Annotated in this window: 17 protein-coding genes; 12 read left to right on the top strand and 5 right to left on the bottom strand. The window is 49.1% G+C overall.

Annotated elements, in window-relative coordinates; genetic code table 11:
- Window positions 1-863: hypothetical protein (locus IOQ59_RS20570; protein WP_228051066.1), on the bottom strand; the 863-nt coding region annotated here is incomplete at its 3' end.
- A 382-nt stretch (window positions 864-1,245) separates the two neighbouring features.
- Between IOQ59_RS20570 and IOQ59_RS20575 the strand changes: the two genes are divergently transcribed.
- On the top strand, window positions 1,246-2,259 hold the full coding sequence (locus tag IOQ59_RS20575; protein ID WP_193955361.1) for a DUF3080 family protein: 1,014 nt from the start codon (window positions 1,246-1,248) through the stop codon (window positions 2,257-2,259).
- Between the two features lies 1 nt (window position 2,260).
- Here IOQ59_RS20575 and IOQ59_RS20580 read toward each other — a convergent pair whose 3' ends face one another.
- Window positions 2,261-2,788, bottom strand: coding sequence for a ProQ/FINO family protein (locus tag IOQ59_RS20580; protein ID WP_228051067.1), 528 nt, complete (start codon window positions 2,786-2,788; stop codon window positions 2,261-2,263).
- 5 nt (window positions 2,789-2,793) lie between these two features.
- Entirely contained in the window at window positions 2,794-3,036 is a 243-nt protein-coding gene (tusA, locus tag IOQ59_RS20585) for a sulfurtransferase TusA (protein ID WP_193955362.1), read from the bottom strand.
- A 160-nt stretch (window positions 3,037-3,196) separates the two neighbouring features.
- On the opposite strand from tusA, the gene IOQ59_RS20590 reads away from it, so the two are divergent.
- Window positions 3,197-3,478, top strand: coding sequence for an antibiotic biosynthesis monooxygenase family protein (locus IOQ59_RS20590; RefSeq protein ID WP_193955363.1), 282 nt, complete (start codon window positions 3,197-3,199; stop codon window positions 3,476-3,478).
- A 60-nt stretch (window positions 3,479-3,538) separates the two neighbouring features.
- Here IOQ59_RS20590 and rlmM read toward each other — a convergent pair whose 3' ends face one another.
- Together rlmM and IOQ59_RS20600 are read right to left on the bottom strand one after the other, a co-directional pair.
- Window positions 3,539-4,606, bottom strand: coding sequence for a 23S rRNA (cytidine(2498)-2'-O)-methyltransferase RlmM (gene rlmM, locus IOQ59_RS20595; protein ID WP_193955364.1), 1,068 nt, complete (start codon window positions 4,604-4,606; stop codon window positions 3,539-3,541).
- Window positions 4,603-5,208, bottom strand: a complete 606-nt coding sequence (locus IOQ59_RS20600; RefSeq protein WP_193955365.1) for an alpha/beta family hydrolase — start codon at window positions 5,206-5,208, stop codon at window positions 4,603-4,605. The genes rlmM and IOQ59_RS20600 overlap by 4 nt, the downstream gene beginning before the upstream one ends.
- A 373-nt stretch (window positions 5,209-5,581) precedes the next feature.
- Between IOQ59_RS20600 and ccoN the strand changes: the two genes are divergently transcribed.
- From ccoN to hemN, 10 genes are all read left to right on the top strand, one after another.
- Window positions 5,582-7,012, top strand: coding sequence for a cytochrome-c oxidase, cbb3-type subunit I (gene ccoN, locus IOQ59_RS20605; protein ID WP_193955366.1), 1,431 nt, complete (start codon window positions 5,582-5,584; stop codon window positions 7,010-7,012).
- Between the two features lie 20 nt (window positions 7,013-7,032).
- Window positions 7,033-7,653 (top strand): cytochrome-c oxidase, cbb3-type subunit II, encoded by a 621-nt coding sequence (gene ccoO / locus IOQ59_RS20610; RefSeq protein WP_193955367.1) that lies wholly within the window; start codon window positions 7,033-7,035, stop codon window positions 7,651-7,653.
- Between the two features lie 7 nt (window positions 7,654-7,660).
- Entirely contained in the window at window positions 7,661-7,843 is a 183-nt protein-coding gene (locus IOQ59_RS20615) for a cbb3-type cytochrome oxidase subunit 3 (protein WP_193955368.1), read from the top strand.
- Window positions 7,840-8,733 (top strand): cytochrome-c oxidase, cbb3-type subunit III, encoded by an 894-nt coding sequence (gene ccoP, locus IOQ59_RS20620; RefSeq protein ID WP_193955369.1) that lies wholly within the window; start codon window positions 7,840-7,842, stop codon window positions 8,731-8,733. Before IOQ59_RS20615 ends, ccoP begins: the two co-directional genes overlap by 4 nt.
- A 148-nt stretch (window positions 8,734-8,881) precedes the next feature.
- Window positions 8,882-10,312, top strand: coding sequence for a cytochrome c oxidase accessory protein CcoG (ccoG, locus tag IOQ59_RS20625; RefSeq protein WP_193955370.1), 1,431 nt, complete (start codon window positions 8,882-8,884; stop codon window positions 10,310-10,312).
- A 215-nt stretch (window positions 10,313-10,527) separates the two neighbouring features.
- Window positions 10,528-11,064, top strand: a complete 537-nt coding sequence (locus IOQ59_RS20630; RefSeq protein WP_193955371.1) for a FixH family protein — start codon at window positions 10,528-10,530, stop codon at window positions 11,062-11,064.
- 3 nt (window positions 11,065-11,067) lie between these two features.
- Window positions 11,068-13,536, top strand: coding sequence for a heavy metal translocating P-type ATPase (locus IOQ59_RS20635; protein ID WP_193955372.1), 2,469 nt, complete (start codon window positions 11,068-11,070; stop codon window positions 13,534-13,536).
- 29 nt (window positions 13,537-13,565) lie between these two features.
- A complete protein-coding gene (ccoS, locus tag IOQ59_RS20640; protein ID WP_193955373.1) occupies window positions 13,566-13,775 on the top strand; it encodes a cbb3-type cytochrome oxidase assembly protein CcoS in 210 nt (69 codons plus the stop codon).
- On the top strand, window positions 13,772-14,437 hold the full coding sequence (locus IOQ59_RS20645; protein ID WP_193955374.1) for a sulfite exporter TauE/SafE family protein: 666 nt from the start codon (window positions 13,772-13,774) through the stop codon (window positions 14,435-14,437). The genes ccoS and IOQ59_RS20645 overlap by 4 nt, the downstream gene beginning before the upstream one ends.
- 72 nt (window positions 14,438-14,509) lie before the next feature.
- The gene (gene hemN / locus IOQ59_RS20650) at window positions 14,510-15,901 is read left to right on the top strand and encodes an oxygen-independent coproporphyrinogen III oxidase (RefSeq protein ID WP_193955375.1); all 1,392 of its coding nucleotides are present in this window, start codon (window positions 14,510-14,512) and stop codon (window positions 15,899-15,901) included.
- The last annotated feature ends 62 nt before the right edge of the window (window positions 15,902-15,963 follow it).

A 15,963-nucleotide genomic window follows, 5' to 3' on the forward strand; every position in this document is an offset into this window, starting at 1 on the left:
TCTTTGGAACCGTCGTCCTTAGAACCTTTGTCTTTGGAGCCGTCGTCCTTAGAACCTTTGTCTTTGGAACCGTCGTCCTTAGAACCCTTGTCTTTGGAACCGTCGTCCTTAGAGCCATCGTCCTTAGAACCTTTGTCCTTGGAGCCGTCGTCCTTAGAACCTTTGTCTTTGGAACCGTCGTCCTTAGAACCTTTATCTTTGGAACCGTCGTCCTTAGAACCTTTATCTTTGGAACCGTCGTCCTTAGAACCTTTGTCTTTGGAACCGTCGTCCTTAGAACCTTTGTCTTTGGAACCGTCGTCCTTAGAACCTTTGTCTTTGGAGCCGTCGTCCTTAGAACCTTTGTCTTTGGAACCGTCGTCTACATCTCCGGCATCAGACTCGAACAACGTAACATTGTCGATCAAGCCACCAAAGCTATCGGCGTCAGCAGCTTCATGCACAAGCGTTAGCTTATCCATACCACCGGTGCCCTCTACTGTGAACGTGACGTTTTGCCAATCAGTGGAACCCGGCTCAACACGAGACACCAAATCCCCATTCCAAAATACATCGATTGTATTTGTAGATTCAGGGGTTCCGTTTCGCAGCGCGACATCCAAGCCAAGCGTGTATTCCTGGCCCGCATTGGTTTGAATATTCTGATATACACCCTCAACCGCATTGCCGTTGTAGTCCAGCTCCAACCACTGATCACCTTCGGATGCAGACTGATTGGTATACAAACCATTTTCCTGCAGCTCAATATTGTTATTCAGTGCTTTCCAACCATCCAGCTCACCAAATACCTGCCAGTTACGGTCCAGCGTCACTTCATCGTTTTCAAAACCGCCGTTTACGATCAGATTCTGGGAAGTAGTCATTGGAAAGCCCTCTAGAATAAACAGTATGTTTTAATCGGACATATTAAATCGTTTATTTTCAACGACTTAATGACTTCATGTCTGTTTGATTTATGCACATCTTATCCTCAACCCAGAAAGCGGTCAACAAAAAACAACAACCATGTTTTAATTATTTTATAAATATCTTGTTTTTCAATGAGTTACACAACTCACCTCGTTTTAATATAGCAGCACCCTCCAATACCAACCTGCGAACCGATACTCACGTGCACACAAATACTATAATTTCGAAAAATCAATAAAATTCCCGCCAATGCGAACGCTAATAGCCCTGACACTTAGCGCACTCCTCCTATCTGGATGCGACAGAAGTTCTCCTGAGTTCTTGCTTGAGGACTATATGGAGCGCGTTAGCAACACAATTGATGTAGACATCGATACACAACTCACAGCCGGAGAAAGCATCCCGCTCCTGCCTCGCAAACGTCATCGCATGAAAGAAACAGAGGAAGTAAACCAGGGATTGATTGAAGTGCTAGATCTGAAATATTGCGATGGACTACTGCAGCTGATTGCCCAGCGCAACTCAAATCTCGGACGCGTGATGCAACCATCTCAGCAAATGCTTTACGAGATACGCTTTATAAGAAATATTCGACAATGCCTGAACCTAATCAGACAAGATCCAGCTCAAGACGAAGAGCTGAAAGAAAGGATTGAGACTATCTACAATATAAAGTCCCAAAACCTGAAAAGTGAAATCTGGAATGGAATCTTTGGATCAAAAGAAGTGGCGGCCAATTTCTCTCGTAGCGAAACACCAATACCCACTGAAGGCGAAGTAGGCTTTACAGCAACATACGCGGTCTTTCTGCAGTTTCAACGCCTCTCCAAACTAGATCCTGAACACCACGATAAAGACCCACTAGAGTTTCTTGACGATATAGAAACCAGTTACAAAACACTCAACACCAACCGCTACGGCTCACGATTTCTGAAATCCATAGCACTCCTAACAGAAACAATGGAGCGCACCGCCCACGCCATCAACACACGACTAGATCAAAAACCTTTTTGCCACCCCGGACACCAATCCCAGAAACGCACGATTTTGAGCAATGTTTTTAGAAAATTTTACAGTGAGAAGTTTCAACCGTACCTCTCACGCGTTCACCGTAACGGCGAAGAATGGTTATCGATACAAGCCAACATTTTCGGCATGCTCGAACCAACCCCCGAAATGAATCGATATTTTACGCAGGTTCTATCCATGACAAATGAACATGGGATGTGGCAACAATATATACGCGCCAGAGACAACCACACTTCAGCATGGCAGCGCATACTGCGCCAATGCAACCTAATGCCCGGTGGTCAAAACGAAAAAGGGCGCCAAGAAAAGGCGCCCGAATAGATCACTTGTTCATCGAAAGGAGCGCTTCAAGTTTGTTATTCATACGCTCCTTCTTCTCCTGCTCCCGCTTTTGTTCACGGCGAGCCTGATTAATCTCTTTCAACTTACCTTTTGCATGCTGAGCTTCCTCAGCAGTTACACTGCCAGAGGCTTCACCATTGATATCAATACGATCAGCACCGTCCTGCAACGAACGCAAATAGTTCAGTGAACGAACATAGCTTGCCAGCGCACGTTTAATCTTGTTTTTCGCCACCTTCTCATCCGCAATCAGATCATCCTGAATACCGATTTTTAATGGACGTACGTTCTTACGATCAAACGCATTTGGATAAGCTTCGGAAAGCTGCTGAAGTGCCGCCAGATTTGCTGCACGATTCTTCGACTTAGCTTTTGGAGTTACGACGTCATTCACCTTATTGGCCTCAATTCGATTGCCGCGCCGCTCCTCTTCAGCGCTGAGCATCCGTTCCAGTGTTTCAATTAGTTGATTGGTATCTTTACATAGCTGGGCGATATTACTAACCATTCCTGTCAGTCAGACCCTTTACGAATGTAATACTCAAATATATCGCCATTTACCTGCTGCTCTACCAAATCATGGCCGAGAAAGGAGCAGAATTTAGGTATATCGCGCTGCGTGGAGGGATCCGTAGCAATCACATGCACTATCTGACCATCTACCATGTCGCGCACTTTGTTGTGCAACAACATCACGGGCTCAGGACAATATAGCCCCTGAGCATCCATTTCATGGTCCACTTTAAAATCTGTCATCATGCCACTCTTAACTGCAGAGCCCCTATTGTCTCAAATTACCCAGATGAGGCAAAGGTTGTTTACCGGGAAAGTCGCTTTTTCTACGTTTCTGTCACATTATTAGTACGTTTTATATCAAGAATAACAGGATGCAGTATCGCTCAATGAGGAGGCTACTATGATCCGAGTAATTATCGAACGCCACATCGCCGATGATCTGGCCGAATATTATGAAAAAGCAGCACGCAACACACTGCAACAAGCCATGAATGCTCACGGCTTTATTTCAGGCGAAGCATTACATAATGCGAACGATATCAACCATCGCTATGTCATCGTTAACTATCGAACGATTCAGGACTGGCAACGCTGGTACGGATCAGCGGAACGTAAAGAGATGATGGAGGCGATCCACCCTATGCTCGATCGCGATGAGAAAATCACGATACTTGAGCACTAACGGCGCCAAAAGGGGCGCTTTGCATAAATGGCGCCCCTGCACACCAACTATCCCGCCTCTTTATAGTAAACGCAAAGAGCAGGTAACTTCTTCCCGGTCATGGTAGAGCTGCTTTGTGCGCAATTCATACGCTACGCCCGCTTCCGTCATTCGATCGGAAATAAGGTTTAAGCATCCAACCGTTTCCTGATAGCGCTGTTTCATCGGCAGTTTCAGGTTAAATATAGCTTCGCGACAATAGCCGTTAAGAAGCCAGTCAGATGCCAGCGCGGCAGTGCGAATCGGCTTTTCCACCACATCACACACCATCAGATCCACCGTTTTATCAGGCACAAATTGATACGCATCTTCCTCTGCGTGAATCACCTGCCCACTTTCCATCAGGTCATCGTTCATTGGCCCATTATCAACAGCCGTTACGAACATACTGCGATTAACAAGCTGCCACGTCCAACCACCAGGTGCGGCTCCCAGATCCACTGCAGAACCACCTAACGGAATTCTCTCATCCCATTTTGTTGACGGTATAAACCAATGCCAAGCCTCTTCAAGCTTCAGTGTCGAACGACTCGGCGCTTGCTTAGGAAACTTCAATCTTGGTATACCCATCAACCATGGGGCCGAGTTATTCACAGGCGCAATTCCTACATAAATCTCGCTGCCTGATAAGACAAACAGCTGAAGGCGGGTATTGCGCGCTTCCTTACGCTTTGACAGCTTTCCTTTCTTGCGCATGTGTTGCGCCAATGCCGAACCGAACTTCCGGCAAAAAGTACCAAGCTCTCGCCCTTCTGTCGTGTCGGGCTGCTCCACCCAAAGCTCAACACACTCTGGATAACCATCAAGCACTGAGCCTAATTGCCCGATACGATCGTTCGCATCCAGCACCTGCAGATCACCGCAAGCTGTCCACTGCCTGACAAAAATAAGTGAGCGAAAATCAACTTTATCCACAACCACACGTGCATCACCGTCTTGCTGACACGTAAATAGCACATAGCCATCGTGTGGCTTTAGCTGACAATATCCGTAGACACCAACCTCCGCCGCCCGATCAGTTATCTCTGCTGCCGCTTCCTTTTCAAATCCTGGGCGACACTGCAACACCAGACGACAAAACTCGCTCAACTAATTATCTCCTCAACTTTTTGCGCAATCTGCTCCAAATGCATTGTCTGACTATAACCTGACGCCTTGCGGGGCTTAAGATCATGATCTCCGTCTTCCAGCCAATGCAGATGAACTGATTCTGAAAGCGCGTAGTGTAACACCTCTTCTTGATTTCCCATCGCATCCCGAGTGCCCTGAAAAATATATACAGGCTTCTCGATATCCACGAGGTGCTCAGTACGCAAACTCTCGGGCTTGCGAGGCGGATGAAATGGATAGCCAAACGCAAAGCATGCCTTAGCATCTGTATCGTCTAACAACATCGATGCGACCCGCCCGCCCATCGATTTTCCCGCAATATAAACGGGTAATTTCGTGTTCTCAATCACGCTTTCGATTTGTTTTTTGTAATGGGCAAGCAATACAGGCATACGATCTGGAGGACGCTTTTTTCCGTCTTCACGCCTCTTTGTCATATAAGGAAACTCAAACCGGATAACCTGCAACCCCTTCGCGGCCAACAACTCATCCATCTGCAGCATAAACGGATGATCCATTCCCGCACCCGCGCCGTGCGCAAACAACACAACACCCTGACAAGAATTACCTTTATCAAACATGAGCTTAGTACCTTGGTAGCAGACGAAGATGAATCATACCTATTTCTTCGGCTTGATCTACATCAAGTAAAGAACCGAAAAGGCCTGTGACACACATTTAAAAAGCACGCCTAAAGTACTAAAAAGACCATTATATTCGCCCTATTTATATGGTTATTCCATAAAGGAATAATCATATACCCCTTAAATTACAACAAGTTACAGCCCTTACAAAATATTAAAAACTACTACCAGAGTGCTACAGCGCCTATTTCGCAGGTGCGACAATTCGTCCCGATTTTTGTTCCATTTACATTGAAAATCAGTGCCTATTTCCACATAATTGCGCCTGAACTCTAATTTCTTTAATTAGCTTGTTGATGAGAGCCTGAGCATGAGCACAGCAACTGAACACCCCACCTACAATTATAAAGTGGTGCGCCAGTTCGCCATCATGACAGTGGTTTGGGGTATCGTCGGTATGACCGTCGGTGTCCTGATCGCTGCCCAGTTGGTTTGGCCAGCACTAAACTTTGACATCCCATGGCTGACATACGGCCGTCTACGTCCATTACACACCAATGCTGTAATCTTTGCATTTGGTGGTTGCGCGTTGTTCGCAACTTCTTACTACGTGGTACAGCGTACCTGCCAGACCCGCCTATTTGGTGGTGGCTTGGCCGCGTTCACGTTCTGGGGCTGGCAGGCTGTAATCGTCGCTGCTGCAGTTACCCTGCCACTGGGTCTGACCTCTTCTAAAGAGTACGCAGAACTGGAATGGCCAATCGATCTGCTGATTGCGATCGTGTGGGTTTCCTACGCTATTGTCTTCCTCGGCACGGTTAAAATGCGTAAAACCTCCCACATCTACGTGGGTAACTGGTTCTACATGGCATTCATCATCACCGTTGCTGTCCTGCACATCGTAAACAGTGCAGCAATGCCTGTTTCCCTGTGGAAGTCTTACTCTGTATACCCGGGTACTGTCGATGCGATGGTTCAGTGGTGGTACGGACACAACGCGGTAGGCTTCTTCCTGACTGCAGGCTTCCTGGGCATGATGTACTACTTCGTACCGAAGCAGGCTGAGCGTCCGATCTTCTCTTACCGTCTGTCTATCGTTCACTTCTGGGCTCTGATCGCGACTTACATGTGGGCTGGTGGTCACCACCTGCATTACACCGCACTGCCAGACTGGACTCAGTCTGTAGCGATGGTTATGTCCCTGATCCTGCTGGCTCCATCTTGGGGTGGTATGATCAACGGTATGATGACTCTGTCCGGCGCATGGCACAAACTGCGTACTGACCCAGTTCTTCGCTTCCTGGTTGTATCTCTGTCCTTCTACGGTATGTCTACGTTTGAAGGCCCTATGATGTCCATCAAGACTGTAAACGCTCTGTCCCACTACACTGACTGGACTGTTGGTCACGTACACGCGGGTGCATTGGGTTGGGTTGCGATGATCTCTATCGGTGCTGTTTACCACATGCTGCCACGCCTGTTCGGTAAAGCTCAGATGTACTCTGTTGGCCTGATCAACACGCACTTCTGGCTGGCAACTATCGGTACTGTACTGTACATCTGCGCGATGTGGGTTAACGGTATTCTGCAGGGCCTGATGTGGCGTGCAGTAAACGAAGACGGCACTCTGACCTACAGCTTCGTAGAAGCTCTGGAAGCATCTCACCCTGGCTACTTCGTACGCTGGTTGGGCGGCATGTTCTTCCTGGCAGGCATGGTTCTGATGGCGTTCAACACCTGGCAGACTGTTCGTAAAAACAGCACTGCACCTGCAGCTGACGCTGCAGCACAGGCAGCTTAAGGTCATAGGAGCAGATAGACATGATCAAACACGAAACGATTGAAAAGAATATCGGCCTTATGATCCTACTGATCATCCTTGTGATCAGTGGTGGTGGTCTGGCTGAAATCGTACCTCTTTTCTTCCAGTCCTCTACAACTAAGCCAATCGACGGCTTGCGCACCTACTCTGCGCTGGAGTTCGAAGGCCGCGACATCTACATCCGTGAAGGTTGTAACGTATGTCACTCTCAGATGATCCGTCCATTCCGTGCGGAAACTGAGCGTTACGGTCACTTCTCCACTGCCAATGAGCACGTTTGGGAACACCCATTCCTGTGGGGTTCTAAGCGTACTGGTCCTGACCTGGCTCGTGTAGGCTCTCGTTACTCTGATGACTGGCATCGTGCTCACTTGTACAACCCTCGTGACGTTGTACCTGAGTCCAAAATGCCTTCTTACCCATGGCTGTTTGAAAACAAGCTGACTGGCTCAGATACAGCCAAGAAGCTTGAAGTTCAGCGCATGCTGGGCGTTCCTTTCTCCGACGAAGCAATCGCCGGTGCACAGGAAGCTGTACAGGGTAAATATGAAATTGATGCGCTGGTAGCATACCTTCAGTCTCTGGGTAAACTGCACAACAACTACGACAAAGTGCGGTAGGCAACCTGTGAGTTACGATGTTTATGGTCCTTACATTGTGGTGGTAATGCTCATCACTTTCCTGGCCTTGTTCGCATGGGTACTACACCCAAAGAACAAGGCAGGGTTTGATGATGCAGCAAACCTGCCCTTCGAAGATGACGACGAAGACAACAATGCGAAGGCCGATAACGGGAGAATCGAAAAATGAGTGCTTTTTGGAGCGCGTGGGTAACTGTTATTACCCTGGCAGTCATTCTTGGCTGTACTTGGTTGCTGCTGGCGACTCGCAAGAGCGAGACGCACAAGGAAGCAACTGATCAGACACTGGGTCACGAATTTGACGGCATTGCAGAGTACGATAACCCTCTGCCACGCTGGTGGTTCCAGATGTTCATGGCGACTGTGATCTTCGGTCTGGCTTACTTGGCTCTGTACCCAGGTCTGGGTAGCTTCCAAGGTCTGCTGGGCTGGTCCTCTACCGGTCAGTGGGAAGAGGAAATGGCGCACGCAGAAGAACAGTACAAGCCTGTATTTGCTAAATACGCGGCAATGTCTGTTGAAGAACTGCAGCAGCCAGGTAACGAAGCTGGCCTGAAAATGGGTCAGCGCATGTTTGCCAACAACTGCTCTCTGTGTCACGGATCTACCGGTTCTGGCGCATACGGCTTCCCTGACCTGACCGATAACGATTGGCTGTATGGTGGCGACGCTGCGACTATTAAAGCCACTATCGCTAACGGTCGTAACGGCGGCATGCCTCCTTGGGGCGCTGTACTGGGTGAAGAAGGCGTACGTGACGTTTCCAGCTACGTGCTGAGCCTGAGTGGCCAGGAAGTTGATGCTGACTCCGCTGCAAACGGTAAAGCTCAGTTCCAGGCGCTGTGTACAGCTTGTCACGGTGCTGATGCTACCGGCATGCTGGCACTGGGTGCACCTAACCTGACTGATAATGTTTGGCTGTACGGCGGTTCTTTCGAGAAAGTTGCCCACTCCATTCGTAACGGTCGTAACGGTGTAATGCCTGCGCACAACACTCTGCTGAACGAAGACAAGATCCACCTGATCACTGGTTACGTTTACAGCTTGTCCAACAAATAAACGCTTGGACTGACAAAAAAAGGCGATATGATCTAAATCATATCGCCTTTTTTATTGGACGGTTTATAATATTCGAAAATGCTAATGAACCAGTCAAGATCAGGCTCAAAGGCATGTGAGGTTATTTTTTATAGCGGTGAGCACCCCAATGAATCAGATACCAGTTCAAGATGTCACACCTAAGAAATCTGGTAATGGCAATAAGAACAAAGAGGACTTTGATCTTTACGCCAAACGCGAACATATCCACGTAAAATTCTACAAGGGTCTGTTCAAGAATTTCCGCACCATCACCAGCGCGATGATGCTGGTTGCGTTCTATGCTTTCTCTTGGATTCAATGGGATGGTCGTCAGGCCGTTCTGTTTGACCTGCCAAGTCGTCAGTTTCATGTTTTTGGCATGACATTCTGGCCCCAGGATTTTATGTTGCTATCCTGGCTACTCATTATATTAGCCTTCACGCTGTTCTTTGTGACCGCGTTTGCAGGTCGACTATGGTGCGGTTACGCTTGCCCACAATTTGTATGGACATGGTTTTTTATCTGGGCAGAACGGGTTACCGAAGGTGATCGAAACGCACGCATTAAGCTCGATAAATCACCATGGAGCAAAAACAAACTAATCAAAAAGACTGCCAAGCATATTCTCTGGTTAACGATTGCCATTACATCAGCGATTGCATTTGTGGGCTATTTCACCCCTATCCGTGAACTGGTTCCTGCCGTGCTCAGCTGGGACTTGGGACCGTGGGAAACTTGGTGGCTGGGCTTCCTTGCAGTAGCAACCTATGGCAATGCAGGCTGGCTGCGCGAGCAGGTATGTATCTACATGTGCCCTTATGCACGCTTCCAAAGCGTCATGTTCGATCAGGACACGCTTATCATCTCCTATGATGAGAAACGCGGTGAAAGTCGTGGCAAGCGCAAAAAGAACGCCAACTATAAAGAGCAAGGTCTTGGCGACTGCATCGACTGTAATGCCTGCGTACATGTCTGTCCTGTCGGAATCGATATTCGTGACGGTCTTCAATATGAATGCGTAGCATGCGGTGCCTGTGTTGATGTCTGTGACTCAATGATGGACCGAATGGGATACGAACGTGGCTTGGTACGCTACACCACAGAGCATGCGCTCGATGGCAATGTCACAAAACTGTTCCGCCCCCGCCTGATTGGCTACTTTGCCGCACTGATGCTCATGTGTCTGGCGTTCGGCTATACACTGATGAGCCGCATCCCTCTGGAAGTAGACATCTTGCGTGACCGCGGCCAGCTATACATTGAAAACTCCCAAGGCAAGATTGAAAACGTATACACCCTCAAAATTGCCAACAAGGAACAGGTTGATCACCAATACCGAATCACCATCATGGGCCTGGACGGACTAGAGATGATCGGTGCAAGTCTTGTAAACATTCAGTCAGGTGAACTACTTGACCATCCTGTTCGCCTGCAGATCGAACCGAAGTACCTTAGCAAGCCGAACTATGACATTAAGTTCAAAGTGGAAGCGATCGATGACGATACTATCGTAATCGAAGAAGAAAACCGCTTCATTGGCCCGGCCCCGCGACGTTAAGTCGCACCTATAAGCTCGCGCCAATAACCACTAAATAGTGGTAGAATAGCCGCGTCGCACACTGCGATGCGGCTATTTTTTTGAGTATATTGATACCGACCAAATAACCCGGCATTAGCAGTAAGTATATAAAGCACAGGGCTCCCTTTCAGGTACATTCCTGTATACACTTCGGCCATCCCGACTTCAGTCATTCAGATTTACAAGAGATATCGATGAGTAAAGAAAATCCAGCAATCGCCCCTTGGTATAAACAGCCTTGGCTGTGGTTTATTCTGGCACCACTGATCGCCGTATTTATTTACGGATTTGCGTTCTTATATATCTCTATCGTCACCCACGATGGCATTGTTAAAGATGACTACTACAAGCAGGCCCGCGGTTATCACGTTGATGATACACGTCAGCAATACACACGCGAACTGGGCCTGGAAGGCGACCTTATATTTGACCTGCTGACCGGTGATGTTGTCGTGCAACTCAAAGGCGAGCTATCTCCACTGCCAGAATTTCTGTCACTTGGGATCATTCACCCTACGCACAAAAACTATGATCAAACCCTGACTCTCCGCCATCAGCCTGGCACCCCAAACTACATTGGTAGCCTACAAGGTAAAATTTTGGGCAAACGCTACATGACACTCACACCTGCTGATGAAACATGGCGCTTACGCGCAGAAATTGCTGTTGGCGCAGAACAAGCTAAGAATCCGGATGCTCCGGTTAAAGCAACACTGACAGCGTCAGAATAATTGATGAACAGCTCCCTCGCGCCTTCTCAGGCAACGACCGAAGGCTGCTTTCATTGCGGGCAAGATATCCCTGCGGGAAGCAGCTTTGTCACTGTAATTGATGAAAAGCCACGATCAATGTGTTGCCCCGGCTGTCAGGCCGTTGCCCAAACCATTGTAGAAAGCGGACTGGACAACTTTTACAAACATCGTGAAACCGCCTCTTACACACCGGATTTGTCACTAAAATCTGTATCAGATGCTCAACTGAGCGAACTGGCGCTTTATGATCAAGAATCGGTGCAACGCGACTTCGTCGTGACGAAGGAAGATGGCATCAAAGAAGCCACTTTGGTCATCGAGGGAATTACCTGTGCAGCTTGTATATGGCTGCTCGAACATCACCTGAAAAAACAATCGGGCGTGGAAAAAGTGAGCGTCAACCTCACTAACCACCGTGCTCGTATTAGCTGGGATTCAAAGTCACAGGTACTCAGCTTATTGCTCGCTGAGATATATCGGATTGGCTACCAGGCTCACCCTTACCACCCGGATAAGGAAGAGCAGCTTCTGGAACAGGAAAGAAAACGCGCCACACGCCGCTTAGGGGTTGCAGGTATCGGCATGATGCAAGTCATGATGATCGCTGTCGCACTTTATGGTGGTGCTATTCAAGGTATCGAAGGTAAGCACGTCACCTTCATGCGCTGGGCCAGCATGGTGATTGCGACCCCCGTCATTTTGTATGCCGCACGCCCTTTCTTCGTCGCGGCCTTAAGGGATCTCCGTACACGCCATTTAAGTATGGATGTACCGGTCTCTATTGCTATCGGTGGCGCCTACCTGGCAAGTATCTGGGCTACGGTCACCGATAGTGGAGAGGTGTACTTTGACTCTGTCACTATGTTCACTTTCTTCCTGCTTATTGGCCGTTACCTGGAAATGCAGGCACGTCACCGTACGGGCCGTGCAGGCAATGCCATGCTCAACCTATTGCCCGCGAGCGCTATCAAAATCGTTGATGGCGAGGAGACCATGGTTCCGGCAAAGGAGCTAAGCATTGGCGATCAGGTTCTCATTAAACCCGGACATACCGTACCTGCTGACGGAAAAATCGTCGCAGGCAGCAGTTCGATCGATGAATCTGCGCTGACCGGTGAATACCTCCCTATTCGAAAAGAGCTCGGTGAAAACGTCATCGGCGGCACGATTAACGTTGAAAACCCGATCACACTAGAAGTGACACAGGTCGGTGCAGAAACACAGCTTTCATCCATTGTCCGCCTACTGGAACGGGCTCAGGAAGATAAGCCCAAGGTCGCTCAACTAGCTGACCGCTTTGCCAGTTATTTTGTCTCCGCCGTGCTTTTGACCGCGGCAACAGTAGGATTTAGCTGGTGGCTAATCTCTCCGGAAGACGCCTTCTGGATCACGCTTTCCGTTCTTGTTGTGACCTGCCCATGCGCACTATCGCTGGCAACGCCAACTGCACTGACAGCCGCGACCGGTACCCTGCGACAAAACGGCATACTCATCACCCGAGGTCATGTACTAGAGAGCCTCGCGCGTGCTACTCATATTGTTTTTGATAAAACCGGGACACTGACAGAAGGGAACCTGACCCTTCAGGAAACACGCTCACTCGCAGAACATAAGACTGATGAGCACCTTCAGATCGCGGCCGCACTGGAGAAGCATTCTGAGCACCCGATTGCCCAGGCATTCCATACAGTCGTAAGCGACTACAAGGTGGAGAACCTTCAAGCAACCTTAGGTCAGGGGCTTGAAGGACTGATCGACGGTATCAAGTACCGCATCGGTAAGCCTGAGTATTCCCATGGGGTCTGCGACAACGGCTCCTTTCTACCGGAACTTCCGGCACAGAGCGGCCAGTGGCTTCTGCTATGCAGTGAAGCAGGTCCACAGGCATGGTTCCGCCTTAATGATCAGATCCGTCCCGAAGCCGCAGACACAATTAAGCATCTACAGTCACTTGGTATTCGATGTGAAATGCTGACCGGAGATAGCTCCAGTGCTGTGGGCGAGGTTGCAGCGATACTGAACATTGATCATGTCGTTTCAGGTGTATCACCTGAACAGAAGCTCGCTCATATCCAACAACTGCAGCAAAACGGTGCGCAGGTCATCATGGTCGGCGATGGTATTAACGATATCCCAGTACTCGCTGGCGCCCAGACCTCTATTGCCATGGGCTCTGCTACCGATCTGGCAAAAACCAATGCCGACGGCGTGCTGATATCAGCGGACCTGTTGCGCTTAGTTGACGCCATCAAACTATCCCGGAAAACACGTTCCGTCATACGTCAGAATCTTGGATGGGCCGCGGGGTATAACTTCTTAGCGCTACCACTGGCGGCACTGGGCTTTGTCGCTCCGTATATGGCAGCGTTAGGCATGTCATTAAGTTCACTGGTCGTCGTTGGCAACGCTTTGCGCCTGTCTAAACTCAGCAAGACCAATCGTGTAAAATAGCCTCATAAAGTCGAGTAAACAGGCCCGCTATGGACATTATTTTTCTGCTCATCCCTATCGCTATCATTCTTGTGAGCTTTGCAATCTGGGCTTTCTTTTACAGCGTGAATAGCGGTCAGTTTGAAGATCTCGAATCCCCTGCTCACAGCATTCTGTTTGAAGATGACGACCACCTTATCCCGGATGATCTGAAGGATAAGGCGAAAGACAAAAACAGCGACGAGCACAAACCTGAATGAACGAGCCTCTCGCGCTCTCCACCGCATTTATTTTGGGTTTGCTGGGTGGTACTCACTGCCTGGGCATGTGCGGGGGCATTGCAGCAACTGTCTCGATGAGTGCCCCTCAGGGCTGGCGCGGCTCCCTGTTGCTTGGCGGCTATAATATTGGACGTATCGCTAGCTATACCGCAGCGGGCGCACTGATTGGCAGTTTAAGCTGGCTCATGCGTGATCCACAGATCGTCATAGTCCTACGAACTTTCGCCGGTTTGATGCTGATAGCCATGGGGCTTTATGTTGCACAGTGGTGGCAAGGTCTAACCTATATAGAGAAGGCTGGCGGCACACTCTGGAAACAGGTCCAGCCATTGGCAAGCAAGCTGCTACCGGTTAAAAGCCTGTCCCAAGCAGTGGCCCTCGGCCTGGTATGGGGCTGGCTCCCCTGTGGATTAGTTTACAGTACTTTGATCTGGTCATCGGCTGCTGCGGACTGGACGCTGAGCGCTCAATTGATGCTGATGTTCGGTTTAGGCACCTTGCCAACCATGCTGCTCACGGGTTTATTGGCCCAACGCGTTAAGCTTATATTTCAGCAACGCCTGACCCGCAGCCTGTTTGGCATCATCATTATGGTATTTGGCGTCTATACGCTCCCCTGGCAAGGCCTGCTCGCCCATTGATCTAGATCAAGGTAGCAGTGGATCACCCCCCCTAGAATTGCCGGGTTTTGACATATTTAAGAGGTAGTAATTTTGGCTAGCAACAACCTGATCAAATGGGATCTGGATCTGATTAAGCGATACGATCTGTCCGGTCCACGCTATACCTCTTATCCAACTGCACTGCAGTTTGACCCGGACCAGTCCGCTCAGGATCTGGTGGCGACCGGCATGAAAACCACCGACAGCAATGCACCGTTGTCGTTGTATTTCCATATCCCTTTCTGTGCACACGTGTGTTACTACTGCGCTTGTAACAAAGTGATTACTCGCAATCGTAAGAAAGCTCAGCCATATCTGGACACTGTGTATAAAGAGATGGCTCAGGTATCTGAGTGGTACAGCAACGATCGCATCGTAAATCAGCTGCACTGGGGCGGTGGTACACCAACATTCATCAGCGACGACCAGATGTCCGAGCTAATGAGCCACACCCGCAAACATTTCAACCTGCGCGACGATGACAAGGGCGATTACTCCATCGAGATCGACCCTCGTGAAGCGAACCCAGATACGATTAAAGTCCTGCGTGACATCGGCTTCAATCGCATCAGCTTAGGTGTACAGGATGTACACGAAGAAGTGCAGAAGGCCGTCAACCGCGTACAGCCGACGGAACAAACACAGTCGGTGCTCGATACAGCCCGTAGTCACGGCTTTAAGTCTATTAATATGGACCTGATCTACGGCCTGCCTCATCAGACCGAAGACAGCTTCAAAGAAACACTGGATACCGTCATCGACATGGATCCAGACCGTTTGTCCATCTTTAACTATGCCCATATGCCGGATCGCTTCCGTTCTCAGAAGCATATTGATGCGGCGACACTGCCAAGCCCAGAAACCAAACTGGCTATTCTGGAAAATACTATTAACCGATTGCTCGACGCAGGCTACGCTTACATTGGTATGGATCACTTTGCCAAGCCGGACGATGAGCTTGCACTGGCACAGCAGAACGGTCAGCTGCACCGTAACTTCCAGGGATATACAACCCATGCTGACTGTGACCTGGTCGCAATGGGTGTCTCTTCGATCAGTCAGATTGGCCGTGTGTACTACCAGAACGAGCATGATATCGCTGGATACAGCAAAGCCGTAGAAGCCAACAACTTTGCGGTGAAGCGCGGCGTTGTCATGAACGATGACGACATCGTGCGTAGCGAAGTGATCAAACAGCTGATCTGCCACTTCTCTCTCGATACAACAATGATAGAAAAACGCTTTGCGATTAACTTTGCCGATTACTTTGCGGCAGAGCAGACAGAACTCGCATCCTTCGCACAAGATGGCCTTATTCAGGTCAATAACGGTGTGATCACCGTGACACCTGCAGGGCGCTTGCTGATTCGTCGGATCTGTATGGCATTTGATGCTTATATCCCCAAACAGCAAAAAACCAACGGCTTTTCCCGGATTATCTAAAGGGATAATCAAGGGCAGAGCTTCACCGCTCTGCCCAAATGATGGATAATGACGCCGAGTAG

The organism is Pontibacterium sinense (assembly GCF_015209595.1).
GTDB classification, from domain to species: Bacteria; Pseudomonadota; Gammaproteobacteria; order Pseudomonadales; family Balneatricaceae; genus Pontibacterium; species Pontibacterium sinense.

What these genes read in the sequence shown, in the direction of transcription:
- IOQ59_RS20575 (WP_193955361.1), top strand. Translation starts at nt 1,246, where the DNA reads ATGGAGCGCGTTAGCAACACAATTGATGTAGACATCGATACACAACTC.
- IOQ59_RS20580 (WP_228051067.1), bottom strand. Translation starts at nt 2,788, where the DNA reads ATGGTTAGTAATATCGCCCAGCTATGTAAAGATACCAATCAACTAATT.
- tusA (WP_193955362.1), bottom strand. Translation starts at nt 3,036, where the DNA reads ATGACAGATTTTAAAGTGGACCATGAAATGGATGCTCAGGGGCTATAT.
- IOQ59_RS20590 (WP_193955363.1), top strand. Translation starts at nt 3,197, where the DNA reads ATGATCCGAGTAATTATCGAACGCCACATCGCCGATGATCTGGCCGAA.
- IOQ59_RS20600 (WP_193955365.1), bottom strand. Translation starts at nt 5,208, where the DNA reads ATGTTTGATAAAGGTAATTCTTGTCAGGGTGTTGTGTTGTTTGCGCAC.
- ccoN (WP_193955366.1), top strand. Translation starts at nt 5,582, where the DNA reads ATGAGCACAGCAACTGAACACCCCACCTACAATTATAAAGTGGTGCGC.
- ccoO (WP_193955367.1), top strand. Translation starts at nt 7,033, where the DNA reads ATGATCAAACACGAAACGATTGAAAAGAATATCGGCCTTATGATCCTA.
- ccoP (WP_193955369.1), top strand. Translation starts at nt 7,840, where the DNA reads ATGAGTGCTTTTTGGAGCGCGTGGGTAACTGTTATTACCCTGGCAGTC.
- ccoG (WP_193955370.1), top strand. Translation starts at nt 8,882, where the DNA reads ATGAATCAGATACCAGTTCAAGATGTCACACCTAAGAAATCTGGTAAT.
- IOQ59_RS20630 (WP_193955371.1), top strand. Translation starts at nt 10,528, where the DNA reads ATGAGTAAAGAAAATCCAGCAATCGCCCCTTGGTATAAACAGCCTTGG.
- IOQ59_RS20635 (WP_193955372.1), top strand. Translation starts at nt 11,068, where the DNA reads ATGAACAGCTCCCTCGCGCCTTCTCAGGCAACGACCGAAGGCTGCTTT.
- ccoS (WP_193955373.1), top strand. Translation starts at nt 13,566, where the DNA reads ATGGACATTATTTTTCTGCTCATCCCTATCGCTATCATTCTTGTGAGC.
- IOQ59_RS20645 (WP_193955374.1), top strand. Translation starts at nt 13,772, where the DNA reads ATGAACGAGCCTCTCGCGCTCTCCACCGCATTTATTTTGGGTTTGCTG.